The sequence below is a fragment of the Siccirubricoccus sp. G192 genome (assembly GCF_019084075.1).
Lineage (GTDB): Bacteria > Pseudomonadota > Alphaproteobacteria > Acetobacterales > Acetobacteraceae > G192.
Map to the genome: position 1 here is coordinate 2,756,050 of NZ_JAHREN010000001.1, position 19,612 is coordinate 2,775,661.

Sequence of the window (19,612 nt, forward strand, 5' to 3'; positions counted from 1 at the left end):
CCTATGGCTGTGCCGAGGCTGGGCACCCTAGAGCGGGTTCACGGAATGGCCGCCATCGACGACCAGGGTCGCGCCGGTCATATGCGCGCCGGCGGGGGAGGCAAGCAGCAGCAGCGGGCCGGTGAGATCCGCCACCTGGCCGAGGCGCCGCTGCGGCACCCGCCGCACCATGGCCTGGCCGGGCTCGGAGGCGAAGAAGTCGCGGTTGATGGGCGTCTCGACATAGCCGGGAGCCAGCGCATTCACCCGGATGCGGTGGCGCGCCAGCTCCACCGCCAATTGCCGGGTCAGTTGCAGCAGCCCGGCCTTGGCGGCGGTATAGCCGGCGACGCCGGGGATGATCCGCTCGCCCAGGATTGAGGCGATATTGATGATCGCTCCTGGTTGCCCCGCGGCAACCAGGCGCCGCGCCGCCTCGGTCGCCACCAGGAAGCAGCCGCGCAGGTTCACGCCCAGCACGCCGTCCCAGTCCTCGGCGGTCTGTTGCAGCACCGGCTTCGTCACCGCGATGCCGGCATTGTTGATGATGATGTCGCAGGGGCCGAAGCCGAGCGCCGCCGCATCCTCGAAGGCGCGGGCGATGCCGGCGGCCTCGGTCACGTCGAGCGCCACGGAAGCGGCGCGCTCGCCCAGCTCCGCCGCGAGCGCCGCCAGCGCCTCGGTCCGCCGCGCGGCCAGCACCACCCGCGCCCCGGCGCCATGCAGCACGCGCGCGAAATGGGCGCCGAGCACGCCGGAGGCGCCGGTGACCAGGGCGGTGGAGCCCTCCAGGGAAAAAAGCCGCGCCGATTCCGCCATGCCTGCCCGGGGCCGCGCGCATCCTGCCGCGCCGCCCGCCTCCCTCGCTGCGTTCCGTCGGCCGCAATTGACCACCGGCCCCACGCAGGGGCAAGCCAGGGCCGCGTCAGCCCGGATTGAGGTTCATCGCCGCCACCACCGGGGCCCAGCGCGCCACCTCCGCCCGCACATGTGCCGCGGCGGCGGCGGCGGAGGGGTCGGGCCAGGTCTCCACATTCGCCTGCCGCAGCCTGGCCCGCACGCCGGGATCGGTCACGGCGCGGCGGGCCGCGGCTTCCAGCACCGCCAGGATCTCCGGCGGCGTGCCGGGGCGGGCGAAGAGCACCTGCCAGGCGGTGAGGTCGTAGCCAGGGACCCCGGCCTCCTGCAGCGTCGGCAATTCCGGCATCTGCTCCGACCTTTCGGCGCCGCTGACCGCCAGGGCGCGCAGCCGGCCGTCGCGGATCAGCGGCGCCATCATCGAGGGGCTGTCGATGGAAAGCTGCATCCGCCCGGCCACCAGGTCCTGCACGGCATTGGCAGCAGTACGGTAGGGCACGATGGTGAAATTCACGCCCGCCTGCTGCCGCAGCAGCTCGCCGGCCATGTGGTTGGTGGCGCCGGGATTGGCCGAGCCGTATTCGCCGCCTGCCCCTGCTGCCGTAGCCAGGCCAGCAGCCCGGCCACGTCGCGCGCCGGCACATCCGGATGCACCGCCAGCACGAAGGGCTGGCGGCCGATCAGGGCGAGGGGGGAGGAAGTCGCGCACCGGATCATAGGGGAAATTGGGGTAGATCGCCTGCATCACCGGATGGTTGTTGGTGCCGATGTAGATCGTGTAGCCATCCGCCGCCGTGCGCTGGAAGGCGGCCGCGCCGACCGTGCTGCCGGCGCCCACGATGTTCTCGGGCACCACCGGCCGGCCGAGCGTCACTGACATGTGCTCGGCGATGATGCGGCCGACGATATCGGTGACGCCGGCCACGCCCACCGGGATGATCAGGCGGACCGGGCGGTTCGGATAGGCTTCCTGCGCTGCGGCGGGCCAAGCGGCAAGCATCGGGGCGGCGAGCAGCGGGGCGGCGAGGATCATGCGGCGGCTGGGCATGGGCGGTCCCTCCGGCGGAGGTCCGCATCATGCGGCAAAGTTGTTGCCGCGCAAGGATTGCGCCACCCTGGCATCATCCAGCTTCGTCGGAGACGGCCCATGCAGCCCGTGACCCTCCAGGAACCCTTCCGCGCCGTCTTCTACGCGCCCTTCTACGCGGCGCTGGCCCGCGGCGCCTATGCGGCGGAGGGGGTGGAGGTGCGGCTGCTGGCCGGTGCCGTGCCGTCGCTGGCCAAGGATTCCGTGCTGTCCGGCCAGGCCGATCTCGCCTGGGGCGGGCCGATGCGCGTGCTGCTGGCGCATGATGCCGATCCCGCCTGCCCCTTGCGCAATTTCGGCGCGGTGGTGATGCGCGACCCCTTCTTCCTGGTGGGCCGCGCCCCGCGCCCCGGCTTCCGGCTGGCCGACCTGGCCGGGCTGACCCTCGGCACCGTCTCGGAAGTGCCGACGCCCTGGTGGACCCTGCAGCAGGATATCCGCCTGGCCGGGCGCGACCCCGATACCCTCCGCCGGATCACGCATCGCAGCATGGCGGAGAATGCCGAGGCCGTGGCCGATGGCACGCTCGACCTGGCGCAGCTCTTCGAGCCCTTCGTCAGCCTGCTGGAGCAGCGCGGCGCCGGCCATGTCTGGCACAGCGCCGCGGCGCGGGGCCCGACCGGCTACACCACCTTCATCAGCACCACGGAGCGGTTGCAGGCCCGCCGCGCGGAGTTCAAGGCGATGCTGCGCGGCCTGGCGAAGACCCTCACCTGGGTGGCGGCGACCCCGCCCGCCGCGCTGGCCGAGACCATCGCGCCCTTCTTCCCGGAGATGCCGCAGTCGCTGCTGGCCGCCTGCCTCGCCCGGTACACATCGGTCGGCCTCTGGACCGCCGATCCCTTCTACCCCGAGGAAGCCTTCATCCGGCTGGAGACGGCGATGCTTTCCGCGGGCGCCATCCGCCGCAGGCCGGGCTTCGCCGCAACCGCCGACAATGCGGTCGTCGCCGAGGCGCTGGCGGAAGCCGGGTTGCCCGCCCGCTGAGCGGGCGTCAGACGTCCACTTCCTCCGCGTCCATCTTCGCCGCGTTGTCCTGGATGAATTTGAAGCGCAATTCGGGCCTGCGGCCCATCAGCGCCTCCATCAGCTCGGCGGTCCGGGCGCGTTCCTCCTTGGGCAGCACCACCTTCAGCAGGGTGCGGCGCTTCGGGTCCATGGTGGTTTCCTTCAATGAGGCCGGCGGCATCTCGCCCAGGCCCTTGAAGCGGCTGACCTCCACCTTCTGGTTCGGCTTGAACTCCCGCTTAAGCAGCCGCTCCCGGTCGGCATCATCCCGGGCATAGAGGCTCTTGCCGCCGGCCTGCAGCCGGTAGAGCGGCGGCTGGGCCAGGAAGACCCGGCCCTCCCGCACCAGCACCGGCAATTCCTTGTAGAAGAAGGTCATCAGCAGCGCGGCGATATGGGCGCCGTCCACGTCGGCATCGGTCATGATGACGACGCGGCCATAGCGCAGCCGGGCCAGGTCGAAGCGGTCGCCGGCGCCGCAGCCCAGCGCCTCGATCAGGTCCTTGAGTTCCTGGTTCTGCCGCAGCTTGTCGGCGGAGGCGCTGGCCACGTTCAGGATCTTGCCGCGCAGCGGCAGCACCGCCTGGGTTTCGCGGTCCCGCGCCTGCTTGGCGGAGCCGCCGGCCGAATCGCCCTCCACCAGGAAGAGTTCGGTGCCCTCGGCGGTCGCGCGCGCGCAATCGGCGAGCTTGCCGGGCAGGCGCAGCTTGCGGGTGGCGGATTTGCGCGGCGTGTCCTTCTGCTCGCGCCGGCGGATGCGGTCCTCGGCACGCTCGATCGCCCAGGCCAGGAGGTTGTCCGCGGTGCCGGGGTCGCCGGCCAGCCAATGGTCGAACTGGTCGCGGAGCGCCGCCTCCACTAGGCGGGCGGCCTCCGGGCTGGTGAGTTTTTCCTTGGTTTGGCCCTGGAATTGCGGGTCCCGGACAAATACCGAGAGCATCCCGGCCATGCCGCCAAACAGGTCCTCGGCGGTGACGGTGGCGGCGCGCTTCTCCTTCTTCAGCTCGCCCCAGGCGCGCAGCCCCTTGACCAGCGCGGCGCGCAGCCCGGCCTCATGCGTGCCGCCCTGGGAGGTCGGGATTGTATTGGCATAGGTGGAGAGGAAGCCCTCGCCCTGGTCGAGCCAGGTGATGGCCCATTCGCAGCGGCCGGCATTGTCCGGGAAGCCGGTCTCGCCCGCGAAGGGCGCCGGTACCACCCCGGCGCGGCCCTCGATGGCGGCGGCCAGGTAGTCGGAAAGCCCGCCCGGGAAATGCAGCACCGCGCTGGCCGGCGTATCGCCCTGGGCCAAAGCGGGGTCGCAGGACCAGCGGATCTCGACGCCGCGGAACAGGTAGGCCTTGGAGCGGCAGAGCCGGTGCAGCCGGGCGGCCGAGAATTCCAGCTTGCCGAAGATCTCGGGGTCCGGCCGGAAGCGGATGGTGGTGCCGCGGCGGTTGTGGATGGAGCCCGCGTTCTTCAGCTTGCCCAGCGGCTTGCCGCGCGAATAGGCCTGGGTCCAGAGGGTGCGGTCGCGCGCCACCTCCACCTCCAGCCGCTCGCTCAGTGCATTCACCACGGAACTGCCCACGCCATGCAGGCCGCCCGAGGTGTCATAGGCCTTGCCGGAGAACTTGCCCCCCCGAATGCAGGGTGGTGAGAATCACCTCCAGCGCCGAGAGCTTGGGGAAGCGCGGATGCGGGTCGGTCGGGATGCCGCGGCCATTGTCCCGCACGGTCAGCCAATTGCCGGCCTCCAGCGTCACCTCAATGCGGTCGGCATGGCCGGCCACCGCCTCGTCCATGGCATTGTCCAGGACCTCGGCGGCCAGGTGGTGCAGCGCGTTCTCGTCGGTGCCGCCGATATACATGCCGGGCCGGCGCCGCACCGGCTCCAGCCCCTCCAGCACCTCGATGTCCTTGGCGGAGTAGCTGGCCGCGGCAGCGGGCGTGACCGAGGCGGCGCCCTTCTGCGGGCGCCGCCCGCCGAACAGGTCGTTCATGTCTTGTTCCCCTGATGCCGCCAAGATAGCCTCCGGGGAAGGCGGATACAACACGGTCCGGCGAGTCGGACTCGAACCGACCGCCGGCCGTGTCATTCAATCCGCGGTTGCGGTGTCAGCGCGCCGTATCGGGTGTCAGATGCGCCTCCAGCATCCAGAGCATCTTGTCGACCGCGCGGGACTGTTCGGTCAGCAGGTCGGCGGTATCGGCATCGCCTGCCTCGTCGGTCTGGTCGATGCCCTCGCGCAGGGTCTTGGCGACCATGGCGTAGCGGTCCGCCAACTGCCGCACATGGTCCATGCCGGCATAGAGGTCGGTCGGATAGGGCGGCAGGCGGGTCTGGCTGGCCAGGGTCTGAGTGGTGCCGTTGGCGGTGCCGCCAAGCTGCACGATCCGCTCCGCCAGGTCGTCCGAGCCGGTGTGGAGAATGTTGTAGAAACCCTCGAACAGCACATGCAGCGCACCGAAATGCGGGCCCTTCACGTTCCAATGCGCCTGACGGGTTGCATTGTAGAGGTCCACCGCGTCCACGAGGCAGCCCTGCAACACGTTGATCGAAACCTGTTTCGCATTGTCCGCGACATCGTTGCGGGTCTGCATGGTCTTGCCGGCCTTGTCGGCGGATTTCGCCATGGTGCTTCTCCTCGTATCGTTGCGGCCTGGAATGTAGGGCGCCGGGCATGGGTGGCCAGCCCCACGGCGCCAAAGGGTGCATTGCGGCAGCGCCCGAGGCGGCCTTGCGCCGCATGACAAACGCGTGCGCGGGTCGCCGGGCGGCTTTTCTCCTGCCGGTCGGTTCACGCCCTCCGGCTGCGCCTTCGGGCGACCGGGCGGCTCAGGGCTGCACGTTCAGGTAGCGCGCGGTCTCGGGCAGGGCCTCGCCCCGGTGCAGCGCGACGGCGCGGGAGAGCGTGGCCCGGTCCTCCTCGGTCAGCCGCTGTTCCTCGCGCAGATGCTCGGTCCAGCTTGCCACCGCCCAGAGCTCGACCCAGCGTTCGGGATGCGCCACATCCTCATAGAGCCGCCAGGTCATGGCGCCGGAGCGCAGCCGCACCCGCCGCACTTCCTGCATCACCGCCAGGAAGTCCGGCCGCTCGGCGGGGTCGATGCGGTAGCGCACCGCCTCCAGCACCCGGCCGGACCGCTCGCCGAGCAACTCCACCAGCTCCGCGGACGGCGCCTCCGGCTGCGGCGTCGGAGTGGCGGCGCGCTGCTGCTGCACCACCGTATCCAGTCGCCAGGGCCGCACCAGCACCGCCGCCACCGCCCCCGCCGCCGCGGCCGCGCCCAGTGCCGGCCCCACCCCGAAGCGCCCGCCGAGCCAGCCCGCCAGCGCCGCGCCGAGCGCCATCATGCCGAAGAAGCTCAACTGGTAGATCGCGATCGCCCGCGCCCGCACCCAGGCCGGCGCGGCCAATTGGGCGGCGGCCGCCAGCGTGCTGCCGGCGGTGATCCAGGCCGCGCCATAGAGCAGCATCCCGAGCGCCGCCGGCAGCCAGTGGCGCGACACCGCCAGGATCGCCATCGCCACCGAGGCCAGGACCGAGGCCCAGAACACCATCCCGCTGGCATCCAGCCTGCCGCGCAGCGCCGGCAGGGCGAAGCCGGAGGCCACCGCGCTGAACCCCATCACGCCCAGCATCAGGCCGAAGGCTTCTGGCCCCAGGCCCAATTGTTGCCGCACGAAGAGCGGCAGCAGGCCCCAGACCGCGGCGGTGAAGAGGAAGAAGGTGCAGGCGCGCAGGATCGTCGCCTGCATCGCCGGGCTGGCCGAGACGAAGCGCAGCCCCGCCCGCATGGCGGAAACCAGGTGCTCCTTCGGCAGCCTCCCGCCGATGCCGGGGCGGCGCCAGGCGAAGAGCGCCAGGATCAGCACCAGGAAGGCCACGGCATTGAGGGCGAAGGCGGTCTCCGGCCCGGCCGCGGCGATGGCGAAGCCGCCGATGGCCGGGCCCACGGCGCGCGCCAGGTTGAAGCCGATGCCGTTCAGCGCGATGGCCTGCACCAGGTCCTCGCGCGGGACCAGTTCCGGCGTGGTGGCCGCCCAGGCCGGGAAATTCATGGCGCTGCCGGCGCCGATGGCGAAGGTCAGCGCCAGCAGCCCCCAGGGGCCGAGCGCATCGGCCGAGGTCAGCGCCGAGAGGATGAGCGCCATGGCCAGGATCCAGGCCTGGGCGCCGATCAGGAAGCGCCGCCGGTCCACGATATCGGCCAGCGCCCCGGAGGGCAGGGCGAGCAGGAAGACCGGCAGCATGGAGGCCGCCTGCACCAGGCTCACCATGAAGGGCGAGGGGTCGAGGCTGGTCATCAGCCAGCCGGCGCCGGTGTTCTGCACCCACATGCCGATATTGCTGGCAAGCGTCGCCAGCCAGAGGGTGCGGAAGGTGGCGTGCCGCAACGGCGCGAAGGCACGCGGGAGGGGAAGGGAGCGGGACAGGGGCATGCGGCCACCCTGCCAGCCTGCCCTGCCGGCCGAAAGCGAAAGCCGCGCGATTGGCCGGACCCGGATGCGGCACTGGAAATCGGCGTGGCGCCGCCCCAGGATCGGTGCCATGACCAGCCGCTTCGCCAGCTTCGAGGGCTTCTGGCCGCATTACCTGCGCGAACACGCGCGGCCGGCCACCAGGGTGGTGCATGTCGCCGGCACCCTGGCGGCCGCGGCGCTGCTGCTGCTCGGGCTTGCCACCGGGGAGTGGTGGCTGCTGCTGCTGGCGCCGGTGGTCGGCTATGGCTGTGCCTGGATCTCCCACCTGACGCTCGAGCGCAACCGGCCGGCGACCTTCAGCCACCCGCTCTGGTCGCTGCGCGGCGACCTGCGCCTGGCTTGGCTGGCGGTGACCGGGCAGCTGGGCGCCGAGTTGCGGCGGCACGGGCTGTAGCCGGGGCCTGCGCGGCTTTGCCCGGGCCGCGCCACGCAGCCTAGTCTCGCGGCGGCGAGAGGGGCGATTCGGCTGATGGAGCGGTTCTTCGGCTTGGCGGCGCGCGGGACGACGGTGCGGCGGGAGGTGCTGGCCGGCGCCACCACCTTCCTGACCATGGCCTATATCATCGTGGTCAATCCCTCGATCCTGGCGCAGGCGGGGATCGATCCGGGCGCCGCTTTCGTCGCCACCTGCCTCGCCGCCGCGATCGGCTCGGCGCTGATGGGGCTGCTTGCGGATTACCCGATCGCCCTGGCGCCGGGCATGGGGCTGAACGCCTATTTCGCCTTCTCCGTGGTGCTCGGCCTGGGCATCCCCTGGCAGGTGGCGCTGGGCGCGGTCTTCGTCTCCGGCTTGGTCTTCCTGGCGGTGTCGCTGCTGCGGCTGCGGGAATGGCTCATCAATGGCATCCCGCTGTCGCTGAAATTCGGCATCGCCGCCGGGATCGGCTTCTTCCTCGGGCTGATCGGGCTGAAGACCATGGGGCTGGTGGTGGACCACCCGGCGACGCTGGTGGGGCTGGGCCGGCTCGGCGAGCCCGCGACCCTGCTCGCCTGCGCGGGCTTCCTGCTGATCGCTGGGCTTTCGGTGCGGCGGGTGCCGGGGGCGATGGTCATCGGCATCCTGGTGACGGCCGCATCAGGCATCCCCTTCGGCCTCACGCAATTCCAGGGCGTGGTGAGCCTGCCGCCCTCATTGGCGCCGACCTTCCTGCAGATGGACATCGGGGGCGCGCTCAGCCTCGGCCTGACCGGCATCGTCTTCACCTTCTTCCTGGTGGACCTGCTGGACAATGCCGGCACCCTGATCGCCACCACGCATCGCGCCGGGCTGATGCGGCCGGATGGCACGGTGCCCGAGCTTGGCCGGGCGCTGCTGGCGGATAGCGGCGGCGCCATCATCGGCGCCTCGCTCGGCACCTCCACCACGGTCAGCTACATCGAGAGCGCGGCGGGCATCCAGGCCGGCGGGCGCACCGGGCTGACGGCGCTGACCGTCGCCGCGCTGTTCCTGCTGGCGCTGTTCCTGGCGCCGCTCGCCGCCTCCATCCCCGGCTTCGCCACGGCGCCGGCCCTGGTCTTCGTTGCCTGCCTGATGGCGCAGGCGCTGCGCGGCCTGGATTGGGATGATGCGACGGATTACGTGCCGGCGGTGATTACCGCGCTGGCGATGCCCTTCACCTTCTCCATCGCGACGGGCATCGGGCTCGGCTTCATCACCCATGCGGTGCTGAAGGCGGCGGCGGGGCGGGCGCGGCAGGTGAGTGGCGCGGTCTGGCTGATCGCGGCACTCTCGGTGGTGAAATTCGCGCTGCAATGAGGGGCGACGCGCCCCATCTTCTCGGAGGAGTCCAGTCCATGAACCGCCGCACCCTGCTCGGCGCCGCGCTGGCGCTGCCCGCCTTGCCTGCCGCCGCCCAATCCGCCTGGCCGGACCGCCCGGTGCGGCTGGTCGTGCCCTTCGCCGGCGGCACCACCACCGATATCCTCGGCCGCCTGGCCGCCGCCTTCATCGCCCGCGACATCGGCCAGCCGGTGGTGGTGGACAACCGCAGCGGCGCCGGCGGCACGGTCGGCGCGCTGGCCGTGGCGCAGGCGGCACCGGATGGGCATGTGCTGCTCTTCGGCACCTCCGGCGCCATGGCCACCAACCCGATCCTGATGCCCGGCCTGGCCTATGACCCGCTGCGCGATTTTGCCCCCATCGCCAGCTTCGCCCGGACTTCCGTGGTGCTGGGCGTGCGGCCGCAGCTCGGCGTGGCCTCGGTGGCGGAGTTCCTGGCGCTGGCGCGGCGGCGCAGGCTCAGCATCGCCTCGGCCGGCACCGGAACCACCGGGCATCTGACCCAGGCGCTGATCGACCTCCGCAGCGGCGTCACCACCACCCATGTGCCCTACCGGGAGGGCGGCCGCGCCATCGCCGACCTGCTGAACGGCACGGTGGATGCCATGGTCTACCACCCGCTCGGCTTCCTGCCGCATATCCAGTCCGGCGCCATTCGCCCGCTGGCCGTCACCGGCGAGGCGCGCCACTTCATTCTGCCCGAGGTGCCGACCATGGCCGAGGCCGGGCTGCCCGGCGTGCTGGTCGAGGGCTGGTGGGCGATCTACGCGCCGGCCGGCACGCCGGCCCCGATCATCGCCCGGCTGAACGCACTGGTGAACGGCGCCCTGGCGGACCCCGCGACCCTGGCGGAATTGCGCCGGCAGGGGCTGGAGACCATGGGCGGCACGCCGGAGGCGCTGGCCGCGCATAACCGCGCCGATTGGCGCGGCAGCGGGAGGTGGTGCAGGCGGCGGGGATCACGGCCGGGTAGGGCGCGCGCCTCACGGCAGCAGCGCCGCCGCCTCGCTCCAGAGCCGCTGCACCAGTTCCGCCGCCGGCTCGGCGCGGGTCATCGCCGCGCCCTGGCCGGCCCAGGCCTGCATGCGGCTGGCATCGCCCGCCGCCTCGGCCGCCGCCCGGACCTTCACCATCATCGCCCGCTGCACCGGATAGGGGGGGCGGGGGTGAGGTCCCCCGCGAAAGCCTCCGTCACCTGGTTGCGGATGCCGCGCGCCAGGCGGCCGGAGAAGCCGCGGGTCAGCACCGTATCCTCCGGCTTCGCCTGGCCGATCGCCGCGGCCCAGGCGGGGTGGATGGCGGCCTCCGGGCAGCGGAGGAAGGCGGTGCCCATCTGCACCGCGCTGGCGCCCAGCGTCAGCGCCGCCGCGATGCCGCGCCCATCCATGATGCCGCCCGCCGCGATCACCGGCACCGAGACCGCATCCGCCACCTGCGGCAGCAGGGCGAACAGACCGTTCAGCGTGCGCTCGGCCTCCGTATTGTCGAAGCCGCCGCGGTGGCCGCCGGCCTCGGCGCCCTGCGCCACCACCGCATCGGCGCCGGCGGCCTCGGCGGCGCGGGCCTCGGCCACCGTGGTGGCATTGGCGATCCAGGCAATGCCCTGGGCCTTGAGCCGCGCCACCACCTCGGCCGGGAAGAGGCCCATGATGGAGGAGACGATGGGCGGCGCCGCCTCGATCATCGCAGCGCATTGCCCGGCGAAATCCGCCACGAAGGGACCCGGGCCGGGATCGGGCACCTCCAGCCCGGCGAGGCGCGACAGCACCTCGCGCACCCGCGCCTCATGCGCCGCGTCGCGGGTGGGCGGCGGGTCGGGGATCCACAGGTTGATCTGGAATCCGCCATTGCTGCGGGCGCGGAAGTCGGCGGCCCAGTCGCGGATGCCCTGGGGCGTGCTGTTCAGCGCGCCGAAGCCGCCGAGGCCGCCGGCATTGGCCACGGCGGCGGCGAGCGGGGGCGGGCAGGCGCCGGCCATGGGGGCCTGCAGGATGGGCGCACGCAGGCCGAAGCGCTGGCAGAATTGGTCGGCGCGGGTGCGGGCCTCGGCCATGGTGTCTTCTCCCTCTCGATACGCCTATGCTTGCGGGGAAAGCCGCCGGGCGCAATTGGCTCAGAACCCGGCGAGGCGCTCCGGCACCGCCGCGATCGCCTCCAGCCCGGCATTGGCGAAGGCCAGCCGCAGATGCCGCTCCTGGCCGAGGCCGAAGAAGGGGCCGGGCAGGCCGAGCAGGCCGCGCTCCACCGCCATTCGCTCCGCCAGTTCCAGGGCATCCGGCCCGCCCTCTGGCACCCGGAGATAGGCGAAATAGGCGCCGAGCGCGTCCAGCCGCCAGCCCGGCAATTGCCCCGCCACCCGGCGGAAAGCGGCGGCGCGTTCCGCCATCAGTGCCTGGTTGCCGGCGCGCCAGTCCCGCAGCGCCGGCACCGCCCAGGCCAGCGCCGCCTGGGCGGGACGCGGGGCGCAGATCTGCATGGTGTCGAGCGCCTTCAGCAGCCCGGCCCGGAAGGCGCTGCCGCCGGCGATGGCGCCGACCCGGTGCCCCGGCACGCAATAGGCCTTGGAGAAGGAATAGAGGTGCACGAAATGGTCCCGCCAGGACGGGTCCTGGAACAGCCCATGCGGCGGCACCTGACCGGGCGCGAGGAAGTCCCGATAGGTCTCGTCCAGCACCAGCCAGGCGCCCTGCGCGCGGCAGGACGCGGCGCAGGCTTCGATCAGGGCGGGCGGATAGGTGGCGCCGGTCGGGTTGTTGGGCGAGACCAGCACCAGCGCCCGGGCGCCCTGCGCCAGCAGCGCCGCCACGCGGCCGGGGTCCGGCAGGAAGCCGTCCTCGGCGCGGCAGGGCAGGGGGATGGCGCGGATGCCCAGCATCTCCAGCGCCATGCGGTGGTTGAAATACCAGGGCGCGGGCAGCAGCACCGCATCGCCCGTGCCGGCCAGCACCGTCATGGCCATGGTGAAGGCCAGGTTGCCGCCGGAAGTGATGGCGATATCGGCGGTGCCGATGGGCGCGCCGTAGCAGGCGGCCATATCCGCGGCCAGCGCCTCGCGCAGCGGCGGCTCGCCGTCGATCGGGCCATAGCCGGCATGGGCCGGGCTGCCGGCGGCGCGCGCGAGTTGCTCCAGCAGGCTGGGTGGCGGCGGATAGCCGGGCACCGCCTGGGTGAGGTCGATGGTAGGGCCGGCGCCGCCGGCATAGCGCGCCGCCCAGGCGCGGGCGGCGGGGATCGGCGGCGCGGCGGTGGCCGCGATGCGGGGCGAGAGCCTGGGCAGCATCGGCTTCAGCCGCCGCCCAGCCTGACGGTGCCGCGCGCGGCCATCGCCTCGATCGCCGCCTGGTCATAGCCAAGCTCGCCCAGGATTTCCGCCGTATGCTCGCCGAGCCGCGGCATCGGGCGCCGCACGCTGGCGGGGGTCCTGGCGAAGCGGGTCGGCGGGCGGGCGTAGCGGAGCCGGCCCTCGCTCGGGTGGTCCATGTCCTGGAACAGGCCGACCGCCTTCAGATGCGGGTGTTCCGGAAGATCCTCCAGCCGCGAGAAGGCGGTGGCGGGGATGTCGAGCTCGTCGCAGAGCGCCAGCCATTCCGCGGTGGTGCGGCCCGGCGCGATCTCGGCGCAGGCGGCATAGATCCGGTCGATATTGGCGTTGCGCGTCACCGGGTTCTCGACGCCGAGTTCCTCGATCAGCTCCGGCCTGCCGGCGGCGGTGAGGAAGGCGCGCCAATGCGCCGCCGTATAGGGCAGCAGGGTGATATGCCCATCCGCGGTCGGCACCGGCTTGCGGTGCAGCAGCCGCTTGTAGCCCGGCTCGCCCTGCGGCGGGTCGAAGGTCAGGCCGCCCAGGTGCTCGACGGCGACGAAGGCGGTGAGCGTCTCCAGCATCGGCACCTCGACCAATTGGCCCTCGCCAGTGCGTTCCCGGTGCAGCAGCGCGGCGAGCGTCGCGGAGAGCAGGGCCATGCCGGTGATCTTGTCGGCGACGAGGGAGGGCACGAAGGCGGGCGGCCCATCCTCCCCCACCACGGCGGCGAGGCCGCTGGCGGCCTGGATGATCTCGTCGAAGGCCGGGCGGGCGCGGTCCGGCCCGTCCTGGCCGAAGCCGGTCGCCACCGCATAGACGAGGCGCGGGTTGAGCGCCGCGCAATCCGCATAGCCGAAGCCGAGGCGGGCCATGCCGGCGGGGCGGATATTGCTCACCAGCACATCCATCGAGGGGATCAGTCGGCGCAGGATTTCGGCCCCCTCCGGCGTCTTCAGGTCGAGGCAGAGGGAGCGCTTGTTGCGGTTGACGCCGAGGAAGACCGAGGCCATGCCGGGATGGCGATACACCCCGGAATTCCGCACCAGGTCGCCCTGCGGTGGTTCCAGCTTGATGACCTCGGCGCCCCAGTCGCCGAGCGTCTGGGTGGCGAAGGGGCCGAGCACCACGCCGGTGAGGTCGAGCACGCGGATGCCGTGCAGGGGGCCGGTGGCGGTGGTGGTCTCGGGCATGGCATTCCTCTCCCATTAGATCTGGGAAGCATAGGAAAGGCGGCGCCCTCTGGCGATCCGGCGCCGGGTCGGCTATTCGCCGTCTAGCGTAAGGCAGTGCTGCGGCAGGCAGGATGGCCGGCGGCACGCGCTGATGCCCATCCGATACGCTGGTGCGCTCCGTTGAAGCCGGCGTCCGTCTCGGCAAGGTTGTGGTGCATATCCTGTCGCGCGGACCAGGGCCAGAAGCATTGGCAGATGCTCGAGTCGCCATTCCGCCGCGGTCCGTGTGACTCCGCTGCCTTCTGCGCCACCTCACACCAGCGGCTCTGTTGGATAACTGCGTCCTCCAAAATCATCCAGCACACATTCGTTTCTTGCAGCATTAACTGGACTGTGTGTATCTCATTTGTTAGTAAGAATGATATTCAGTTGCCCGGAACCTGGGCGCGGCAGTCCCTCCGTTTGGGTATTGGGTAAAGGTCAACTTGGATGCGGCGCGCTTTGGAGAAACGTTCATTGGCGGCGAAAGATCAATTTCCCGAGAGTGTTGCTGAAGATAGCACGGTGTGCGACACATTCAGAGCGTTTGGAGGTTGGAGTCGCTCGGCTTGGTGTCCGATTTCCATCGCAAAAGATGTAAAATCAATTGAGCATTGCTTTAACGAAGTTATAACGGATAGCCCATTCGGCTTCTGTTGTAGTAGGGCTGGGCTTGAGGATGCCGTTAAAGCGGTAAGTAGGGATAATTTTTGCTTGCCGGGTTGGTGGATTGATTTGGCTGCGGCCGCGCCGGTTACAAAATTTCATGCACTTAGGCGCCGAGTGATTTTTTGGCCAGATCCCCCCATCCTTCTTTTTGTCCAATTGCCCAGAGATGCATTGGGCATTCGGCGAGCGAATCAAGTCCGTAGAAAAGCCAGAGCATCCAAAATGCTTGCTTGTGTGCTCGACGTTGGCGACCAAGCAATCAATCTTCTATTCTGGCACAAAGAAGAAAAGAAAATAACTGCGAATGTCCTAAATGCTCAGCCAAATATGCCCCTCCGTATGCTACAGCCGGAGCCAATTCGGAAGCAGCGCAAGCCAGCAAGCAGGCCAAACTCCACTTCAGATTTTGATGCGATCTCGGAATATAATACCAGACCGCAGTCCGAATTTTATCCCAATCAAATTGAGGTGGATAGCATTCGAGCTGAACGCGATTTAGCATTAGCTAAGCATGACGCAGTATTGGCAGAAAATAACGCAATTTTGGAGGAAATCTTTCGGCTAAAGACTGAGTTAAAGAGAATCAGAAAAAACCAAACATCCACAAGTGCGATGGCGCAGCTTGGATTAGACGATGCTCGACTCAAAGCACTGCTATTCCTGCTCCATCCAGACAAGCACGGCAATTCTGAAGCTGCTACGGAAGCCGCAAAATGGGTGAACGGCCTTCGTGACGAACTGAAACGGAGTCGGCTCTCCGAAGGATAGACAAAAAAGAACATAACATTCGCACGTCCTCTGCGGCGCCATCGAAAAGGGGCTACCCTCTCACCCCGGAACCCGCACCGCCCCCGCACCCCGCCTGCCGCGCCGCAGCAGCCACCCCTCGAACTGGTCCACATAGCTATAGGCCGCCGGCACGAAGACCAGGCTGAGCAGGGTCGAGGTCACCAGCCCGCCGATCACCACCAGCGCCATGGGCGAGCGGAACTCGCTGTCCGTGCCGATGCCGGCCGCGATATGCGCCATGCCGGCGCACATCGCGATGGTGGTCATCACGATCGGCCGGGCGCGCTTGCGCGCCGCCTCAACGATTGCCGCCTCGCCGGAAAGGCCCTGCTCGCGCCGCGCCAGCACCGCGTATTCCACCAGCAGGATCGAGTTCTTCGCCACGATCCCCATCAGCATCAGCACGCCGATCACCGCCGAGACGCCAAGCGCCTTCTGCGCCAGCAGCAGCGCCAGCAGCGCGCCGCCGAGCGAGAGCGGCAGCGCCGACATGATCGTCAGCGGCTGCAGGAAGCCGCCGAACAGCAGCACCAGCACCAGATAGATCAACAGCACCCCGGAGCCGAGCGCCACCGCGAAGCCGCCGAAGAGCTCCGCCATGATCTCGGTATCGCCGGTGGCGCGCTGCCGCACGCCCTCCGGCAGGTGCTGCATGATCGGCAGCGCCGCCACCAGCTTCGTCGCCTCGCCCAGCGGCAGGCCGTTCAGCTCCGCCTCCACCATGGCCTTGCGCACGCGGTCGAGCCGGTCGATCTGCGCCGGGCCGGCGCCGTGCCGGATCTCCGCCACCGCATCCAGCGGCACCGCCAGCCCGGCGCGGCCCTCGACCCGCAGCATCCGCAACTGGTCGAGGTCGCCGCGCGCGCGCTCGTCCAGCATCACCCGGATCGGGATCTGCCGGTCCGGCAGGTTGAACCGCGCCAGGCTCTGATCGATGTCGCCGATGGTGGCGATGCGCGCGGTGGTGCTGATGGCCGCGACCGAGACACCCAGCTCCGCCGCCCGCGCCTCGCGCGGGATGATCTGCAGCTCCGGCCGCACCAGGCTGGCGGTGGAGCGGGCACCGGCCAGGCGGGGCAGGCCGCGCATCTGGCTCTCCAGCTCGCGGGCCGCCTGGGCCAGGGCCTCGGCGTCATCGCCCACCAGCGTCACCTGCAGGCGCGAGCCGCTCTGGCCATCGGCACCGAACTTGACGCGCGCACCGGGCAGGCGTTCCAGATCCGGCCGCACCAGCGCCTCGAAACGCTGCTGGCTGATGCCGCGCTCGGCCCGTGGCACCAGGGTGACGATGAGGTTCGCGGTGCGCGGGTCGCCGGCCTTGGTGGTATTGCCCAGCGCCGGGCCGCCCGCCGCGCCGCTATTGGCGGTGCCGAGCGAGGCGAAGACCGATTCCACCTCCGGCCGCTGCCGCAGGATGCGGGTGGCCTGCTGCACCACCGCCTCGGTCTGGGAAAGGGTGGCGCCGGGCGCCAGCTCGATGGAGAGCGCGGAGCGGCCGCGATCGGCGCCGGGGACGAAATCCTGCGGGATGAAGGGCACCAGCGCCACCGAGACGGCGAAGAAGCCGAGGCCCCCGAACAGCGTGACCAGGCGGTGCCGCAGGCACCAGCGCAGCAGCCGCAGGTAGCGGCGGCCCACCGCGCCATCGCCGACCTCCTCGGCGTGGTCCTTGCCCCCATCCTTCAGGAAATAGGCGCCGAGCAGCGGCGTCAGCAGCCGCGCCACCACCAGGGAGAAGGCCACGGCGGCCGCGACCGTCAGGCCGAACTGGCGGAAGAACTGCCCCGGGATGCCCGGCATGAAGGCCACCGGCACGAAGACGGCGAGAATCGCCGCGGTGGTGGCGACCACCGCCAGGCCGATCTCCGCCGAGGCATCCAGCGCCGCCCGATAGGCGCCGGCGCCGGGATTGGCGCGCATGTGGCGGACGATGTTCTCGATCTCGACGATGGCGTCATCCACCAGCACGCCGACCACCAGGGTCAGCCCCAGCAGCGTCACGTTGTTCAACGAGAAGCCGAGCCAGTGCATCACGAAGAAGGTCGGCACCAGCGAGAGCGGCATGGCCACCGAGACCATGGCGGTGGCCCGCCAGTCCCGCAGGAACAGCCAGACCACCACCATCGCCAGCACGGCGCCGACGGCCAGGGCCTCGAGGGCGGCATGGTAGCCGGCCAGCACGAAGCTCACGGTGGAGGTGACCTGGTGGATCTCGAGGCCGGGATGCTCCGCCGCCAGCAGCCGGGCGCGTTCCGCCACCTGCCCGGCGACCCGCACCTCGGAGGAGCCGCGCGTGCGCATCACCTCGAAACCCACCACCGGCCGGCCGTCCAGCCTTGCGGCGGTGCGGATCTCGGCGGTGGCATCGGCCACCTCGGCCAGCTCGCCGAGCCGGGCGGTGCGGCCGCCGGGCAAAATGATGCTGCGGGCGCGCAGCGCCTCGACCGAAGGCGCGGAGCCGAGCGTGCGGATGGCCTGCTCGCCGGCGCCGACCGTGCCGCGGCCGCCCGGCAGGTTGACGTTCAGGTCGCGGAGCTGCGCATTCACCTGGTTGGCGGTGATGCCGAGCGCCAGCAGCCGGTCCGGCCTGAGCGCGATGCGGATCTCGCGATCCACCCCGCCCACCCGGTTCACCAGCGCGACGCCGGGCACCGAGAGCAGCGCCTTGGCCACGGTATCGTCCACGAACCAGCTTAGCTGCTCGTCCGACATCCGGGGCGAGGCGACGGTATAGGTGACGATGGCGCCGCCGGTGGCCTCCACCCGCGTCACCACGGGTTCGCGCACGCCGGCCGGCAGGAAGGTGCGGATCTGCGCGACCTTGTCCCGCACATCATTGGTGGCGCGGTCGATATCCTTGCCGAGCACGAATTCGATCACCGTGGTGGAGGCGCCATCCACCACGGTGGAGGTGATGTGCTTGACATCGCCGAGCCCCGCCACCGCATCCTCGACCCGCCGCGTCACCTGCGTCTCCAGCTCGGCCGGGGCGGCGCCGGGCTGGGCGATGGTCACCACCACCGCCGGCAGGTCGAGATCAGGGGTATTGTTGATGCGGAGCCAGGGGAAGGCGACCAGCCCCGCCACGGTCAGCAGCAGGAACAGCACCATGGTGGCCACCGGGTTGCGGATGGCCCAGGCGGAGATGTTGCGGTATTCGGGCGCGCTGCTGCTCATGGGGCCGCCGCCTGACGCTCAGCGGGCGGGGCGAGGGCCACGCGGTCGCCATCGCTGAGGAAGCCGGCGCCGGTGAGCACGATCCGCTCGCCTGGACGCAGGCCCGATGCGACCTCGACCATGCCCTCCTGGCGGGCGCCGGTCTCGATGCGCCTGAGCGCGACGCGCTCGCTCCCCTCCGGCAGCACGAAGACGGCGGGGGCGCCCTCGCGGAACACCACGGCCTGCTGCGGTACGGCGATGGCGCGCGGCGCCTCCGACCGGATCTCGGCCCGGGCGAACATGCCAGGGCGAAGGCCGGAGCCCTCCGGCAGGGCGACATGCACCAGGCCGAGCCGCGTCTCCGCCGCGACAATCGGCGCCACCATGCGGACCCTGGCCTCGATCATCCGCTCGCCATGCAGCACGCGCACCGCCTGGCCGGGGCTGACGCCGGCGAGGTCGAGTTCCGGCACCCGCGCATCCAGTTCCAGCCGGTTGTCGCGGATCAGGCGGAACATCTCCTGCCCGGCCGGGACGACGGCGCCGAGCAGGGCGCTCCGGCGCGAGACGGTCCCATCGGTCGGCGCCACCACGCGGGTCTGGGCCAACCTGGCGGCGGTCTCGTCGCGGCGGGCCCGCGCGGCGAGCAGCCGTGCCTCCGCCTGGCGCGCCGCCGATTGCCGCTGCTCCAACGTCTGCCGCGTGGCGATGGCGCTGCGGGAGAGCTGCCGGGCCCGCTCAAGGTCCAGTTGCGCGATCTCGAGGGCCGCCTCCGCCTCGGTCACGGCGGCCTCGGCCTGGGCGAACTGGGCGGCCAGCACCGCATCGTCGAATCGGGCCAGGAGCTGGCCGCGGCGGACGCTCTCGCCCTCCTCGACGGCAACCTCGACGACGCGGAGCCCGCCAAGCTCGGCGCCGATCACCAATTCCTGCCAAGCCACCACCGAACCATCGCCGATGACCACCCGCAGCATGGGCCGGCTCTCGACCGGCGCCACCGCGACCGTCAGCGCCGGCGGGGCGACCATGGCCTCCCGGGGCGGCGCGGCGGGGGTTGGCGCGGTGGCGCCGCGGAAATGCAGCAGCCCGGCCCCGGCCCCGAGGGCCAGCACCGCCGCACCGGCCAGCAGCCAGCCGCGCCACCGGCGGCCAGCCGGCGGGGCGGTCCGCGGGGTCGGGGCGGTGGTTTCGCCGAAGGGCGTGGGGTTGGGATTGTCGAGCATGGGCCTTGCCGGCACTCCGCGAGACTACCGACTGGACGGTCAGTAGCGGATGCCTATATGGTCCCTTACTGGCCGTT

14 protein-coding genes and 2 pseudogenes are annotated in these 19,612 nt (G+C 70.9%); 5 read left to right on the plus strand and 11 right to left on the minus strand.

Annotated elements, in window-relative coordinates; translation table 11 throughout:
• Positions 1–27 precede the first annotated feature (27 nt).
• Together KSF81_RS13170 and KSF81_RS13175 are read right to left on the minus strand one after the other, a co-directional pair.
• Positions 28–798, minus strand: coding sequence for an SDR family NAD(P)-dependent oxidoreductase (locus KSF81_RS13170; RefSeq protein WP_217379374.1), 771 nt, complete (start codon positions 796–798; stop codon positions 28–30).
• Between the two features lie 106 nt (positions 799–904).
• On the minus strand, positions 905–1,885 hold the full coding sequence (locus KSF81_RS13175; protein WP_217379375.1) for a tripartite tricarboxylate transporter substrate binding protein: 981 nt from the start codon (positions 1,883–1,885) through the stop codon (positions 905–907).
• A 99-nt stretch (positions 1,886–1,984) separates the two neighbouring features.
• Here KSF81_RS13175 and KSF81_RS13180 point away from each other — a divergent pair, with 99 nt between their 5' ends.
• Complete coding sequence (locus KSF81_RS13180; protein ID WP_217379376.1) at positions 1,985–2,911, plus strand: ABC transporter substrate-binding protein; 927 nt, start codon at positions 1,985–1,987, stop codon at positions 2,909–2,911.
• Positions 2,912–2,918: 7 nt separating this feature from the next.
• Here the strand turns inward: KSF81_RS13180 and parE are convergent.
• From parE to KSF81_RS13195, 3 genes and pseudogenes are all read right to left on the minus strand, one after another.
• A pseudogene (gene parE, locus KSF81_RS13185) lies at positions 2,919–4,914 on the minus strand (DNA topoisomerase IV subunit B).
• A gap of 115 nt (positions 4,915–5,029) precedes the next feature.
• Complete coding sequence (dps, locus tag KSF81_RS13190) at positions 5,030–5,548, minus strand: DNA starvation/stationary phase protection protein Dps (protein WP_217379377.1); 519 nt, start codon at positions 5,546–5,548, stop codon at positions 5,030–5,032.
• A gap of 202 nt (positions 5,549–5,750) precedes the next feature.
• Positions 5,751–7,358 (minus strand): MFS transporter, encoded by a 1,608-nt coding sequence (locus KSF81_RS13195; protein WP_217379378.1) that lies wholly within the window; start codon positions 7,356–7,358, stop codon positions 5,751–5,753.
• 109 nt (positions 7,359–7,467) lie between these two features.
• Here KSF81_RS13195 and KSF81_RS13200 point away from each other — a divergent pair, with 109 nt between their 5' ends.
• From KSF81_RS13200 to KSF81_RS32135, 3 genes and pseudogenes are all read left to right on the plus strand, one after another.
• Positions 7,468–7,794 carry a DUF962 domain-containing protein gene (locus tag KSF81_RS13200; protein ID WP_217379379.1) on the plus strand — a complete coding sequence of 109 codons (327 nt, stop codon included), beginning with the start codon at positions 7,468–7,470 and terminating at the stop codon, positions 7,792–7,794.
• A 75-nt stretch (positions 7,795–7,869) separates the two neighbouring features.
• Positions 7,870–9,156, plus strand: a complete 1,287-nt coding sequence (locus KSF81_RS13205; RefSeq protein WP_217379380.1) for an NCS2 family permease — start codon at positions 7,870–7,872, stop codon at positions 9,154–9,156.
• A gap of 38 nt (positions 9,157–9,194) precedes the next feature.
• A pseudogene (locus KSF81_RS32135) lies at positions 9,195–10,052 on the plus strand (Bug family tripartite tricarboxylate transporter substrate binding protein); the annotation flags it as partial.
• Positions 10,053–10,163: 111 nt separating this feature from the next.
• On the opposite strand, the gene KSF81_RS13215 reads toward KSF81_RS32135, so the two are convergent.
• From KSF81_RS13215 to KSF81_RS13230, 4 genes are read right to left on the minus strand one after another with little or no spacing between them, the layout of a single operon-like run.
• Entirely contained in the window at positions 10,164–10,316 is a 153-nt protein-coding gene (locus tag KSF81_RS13215) for a hypothetical protein (protein WP_217379381.1), read from the minus strand.
• Entirely contained in the window at positions 10,313–11,233 is a 921-nt protein-coding gene (locus KSF81_RS13220) for a nitronate monooxygenase family protein (protein WP_217379382.1), read from the minus strand. Before KSF81_RS13220 ends, KSF81_RS13215 begins: the two co-directional genes overlap by 4 nt.
• A 60-nt stretch (positions 11,234–11,293) precedes the next feature.
• Positions 11,294–12,460 carry an aminotransferase gene (locus KSF81_RS13225; protein WP_217379383.1) on the minus strand — a complete coding sequence of 389 codons (1,167 nt, stop codon included), beginning with the start codon at positions 12,458–12,460 and terminating at the stop codon, positions 11,294–11,296.
• A gap of 5 nt (positions 12,461–12,465) precedes the next feature.
• On the minus strand, positions 12,466–13,674 hold the full coding sequence (locus tag KSF81_RS13230; protein WP_217379384.1) for a CaiB/BaiF CoA-transferase family protein: 1,209 nt from the start codon (positions 13,672–13,674) through the stop codon (positions 12,466–12,468).
• 498 nt (positions 13,675–14,172) lie between these two features.
• On the opposite strand from KSF81_RS13230, the gene KSF81_RS13235 reads away from it, so the two are divergent.
• Entirely contained in the window at positions 14,173–15,132 is a 960-nt protein-coding gene (locus KSF81_RS13235) for a hypothetical protein (RefSeq protein ID WP_217379385.1), read from the plus strand.
• A 60-nt stretch (positions 15,133–15,192) separates the two neighbouring features.
• Here the strand turns inward: KSF81_RS13235 and KSF81_RS13240 are convergent, their stop codons facing one another.
• Together KSF81_RS13240 and KSF81_RS13245 are read right to left on the minus strand one after the other, a co-directional pair.
• A complete protein-coding gene (locus tag KSF81_RS13240; protein WP_217379386.1) occupies positions 15,193–18,330 on the minus strand; it encodes an efflux RND transporter permease subunit in 3,138 nt (1,045 codons plus the stop codon).
• Positions 18,327–19,535, minus strand: a complete 1,209-nt coding sequence (locus KSF81_RS13245) for an efflux RND transporter periplasmic adaptor subunit (RefSeq protein WP_217379387.1) — start codon at positions 19,533–19,535, stop codon at positions 18,327–18,329. The genes KSF81_RS13240 and KSF81_RS13245 overlap by 4 nt, the downstream gene beginning before the upstream one ends.
• Between the last annotated feature and the right edge of the window lie 77 nt (positions 19,536–19,612).

Excerpts from the sequence above, each read along its gene's own strand:
- KSF81_RS13170 (WP_217379374.1), bottom strand. The coding sequence starts at position 798 with ATGGCGGAATCGGCGCGGCTTTTTTCCCTGGAGGGCTCCACCGCCCTG.
- KSF81_RS13175 (WP_217379375.1), bottom strand. The coding sequence starts at position 1,885 with ATGCCCAGCCGCCGCATGATCCTCGCCGCCCCGCTGCTCGCCGCCCCG.
- KSF81_RS13180 (WP_217379376.1), top strand. The coding sequence starts at position 1,985 with ATGCAGCCCGTGACCCTCCAGGAACCCTTCCGCGCCGTCTTCTACGCG.
- dps (WP_217379377.1), bottom strand. The coding sequence starts at position 5,548 with ATGGCGAAATCCGCCGACAAGGCCGGCAAGACCATGCAGACCCGCAAC.
- KSF81_RS13195 (WP_217379378.1), bottom strand. The coding sequence starts at position 7,358 with ATGCCCCTGTCCCGCTCCCTTCCCCTCCCGCGTGCCTTCGCGCCGTTG.
- KSF81_RS13200 (WP_217379379.1), top strand. The coding sequence starts at position 7,468 with ATGACCAGCCGCTTCGCCAGCTTCGAGGGCTTCTGGCCGCATTACCTG.
- KSF81_RS13205 (WP_217379380.1), top strand. The coding sequence starts at position 7,870 with ATGGAGCGGTTCTTCGGCTTGGCGGCGCGCGGGACGACGGTGCGGCGG.
- KSF81_RS13215 (WP_217379381.1), bottom strand. The coding sequence starts at position 10,316 with ATGATGGTGAAGGTCCGGGCGGCGGCCGAGGCGGCGGGCGATGCCAGC.
- KSF81_RS13220 (WP_217379382.1), bottom strand. The coding sequence starts at position 11,233 with ATGGCCGAGGCCCGCACCCGCGCCGACCAATTCTGCCAGCGCTTCGGC.
- KSF81_RS13225 (WP_217379383.1), bottom strand. The coding sequence starts at position 12,460 with ATGCTGCCCAGGCTCTCGCCCCGCATCGCGGCCACCGCCGCGCCGCCG.
- KSF81_RS13230 (WP_217379384.1), bottom strand. The coding sequence starts at position 13,674 with ATGCCCGAGACCACCACCGCCACCGGCCCCCTGCACGGCATCCGCGTG.
- KSF81_RS13240 (WP_217379386.1), bottom strand. The coding sequence starts at position 18,330 with ATGAGCAGCAGCGCGCCCGAATACCGCAACATCTCCGCCTGGGCCATC.
- KSF81_RS13245 (WP_217379387.1), bottom strand. The coding sequence starts at position 19,535 with ATGCTCGACAATCCCAACCCCACGCCCTTCGGCGAAACCACCGCCCCG.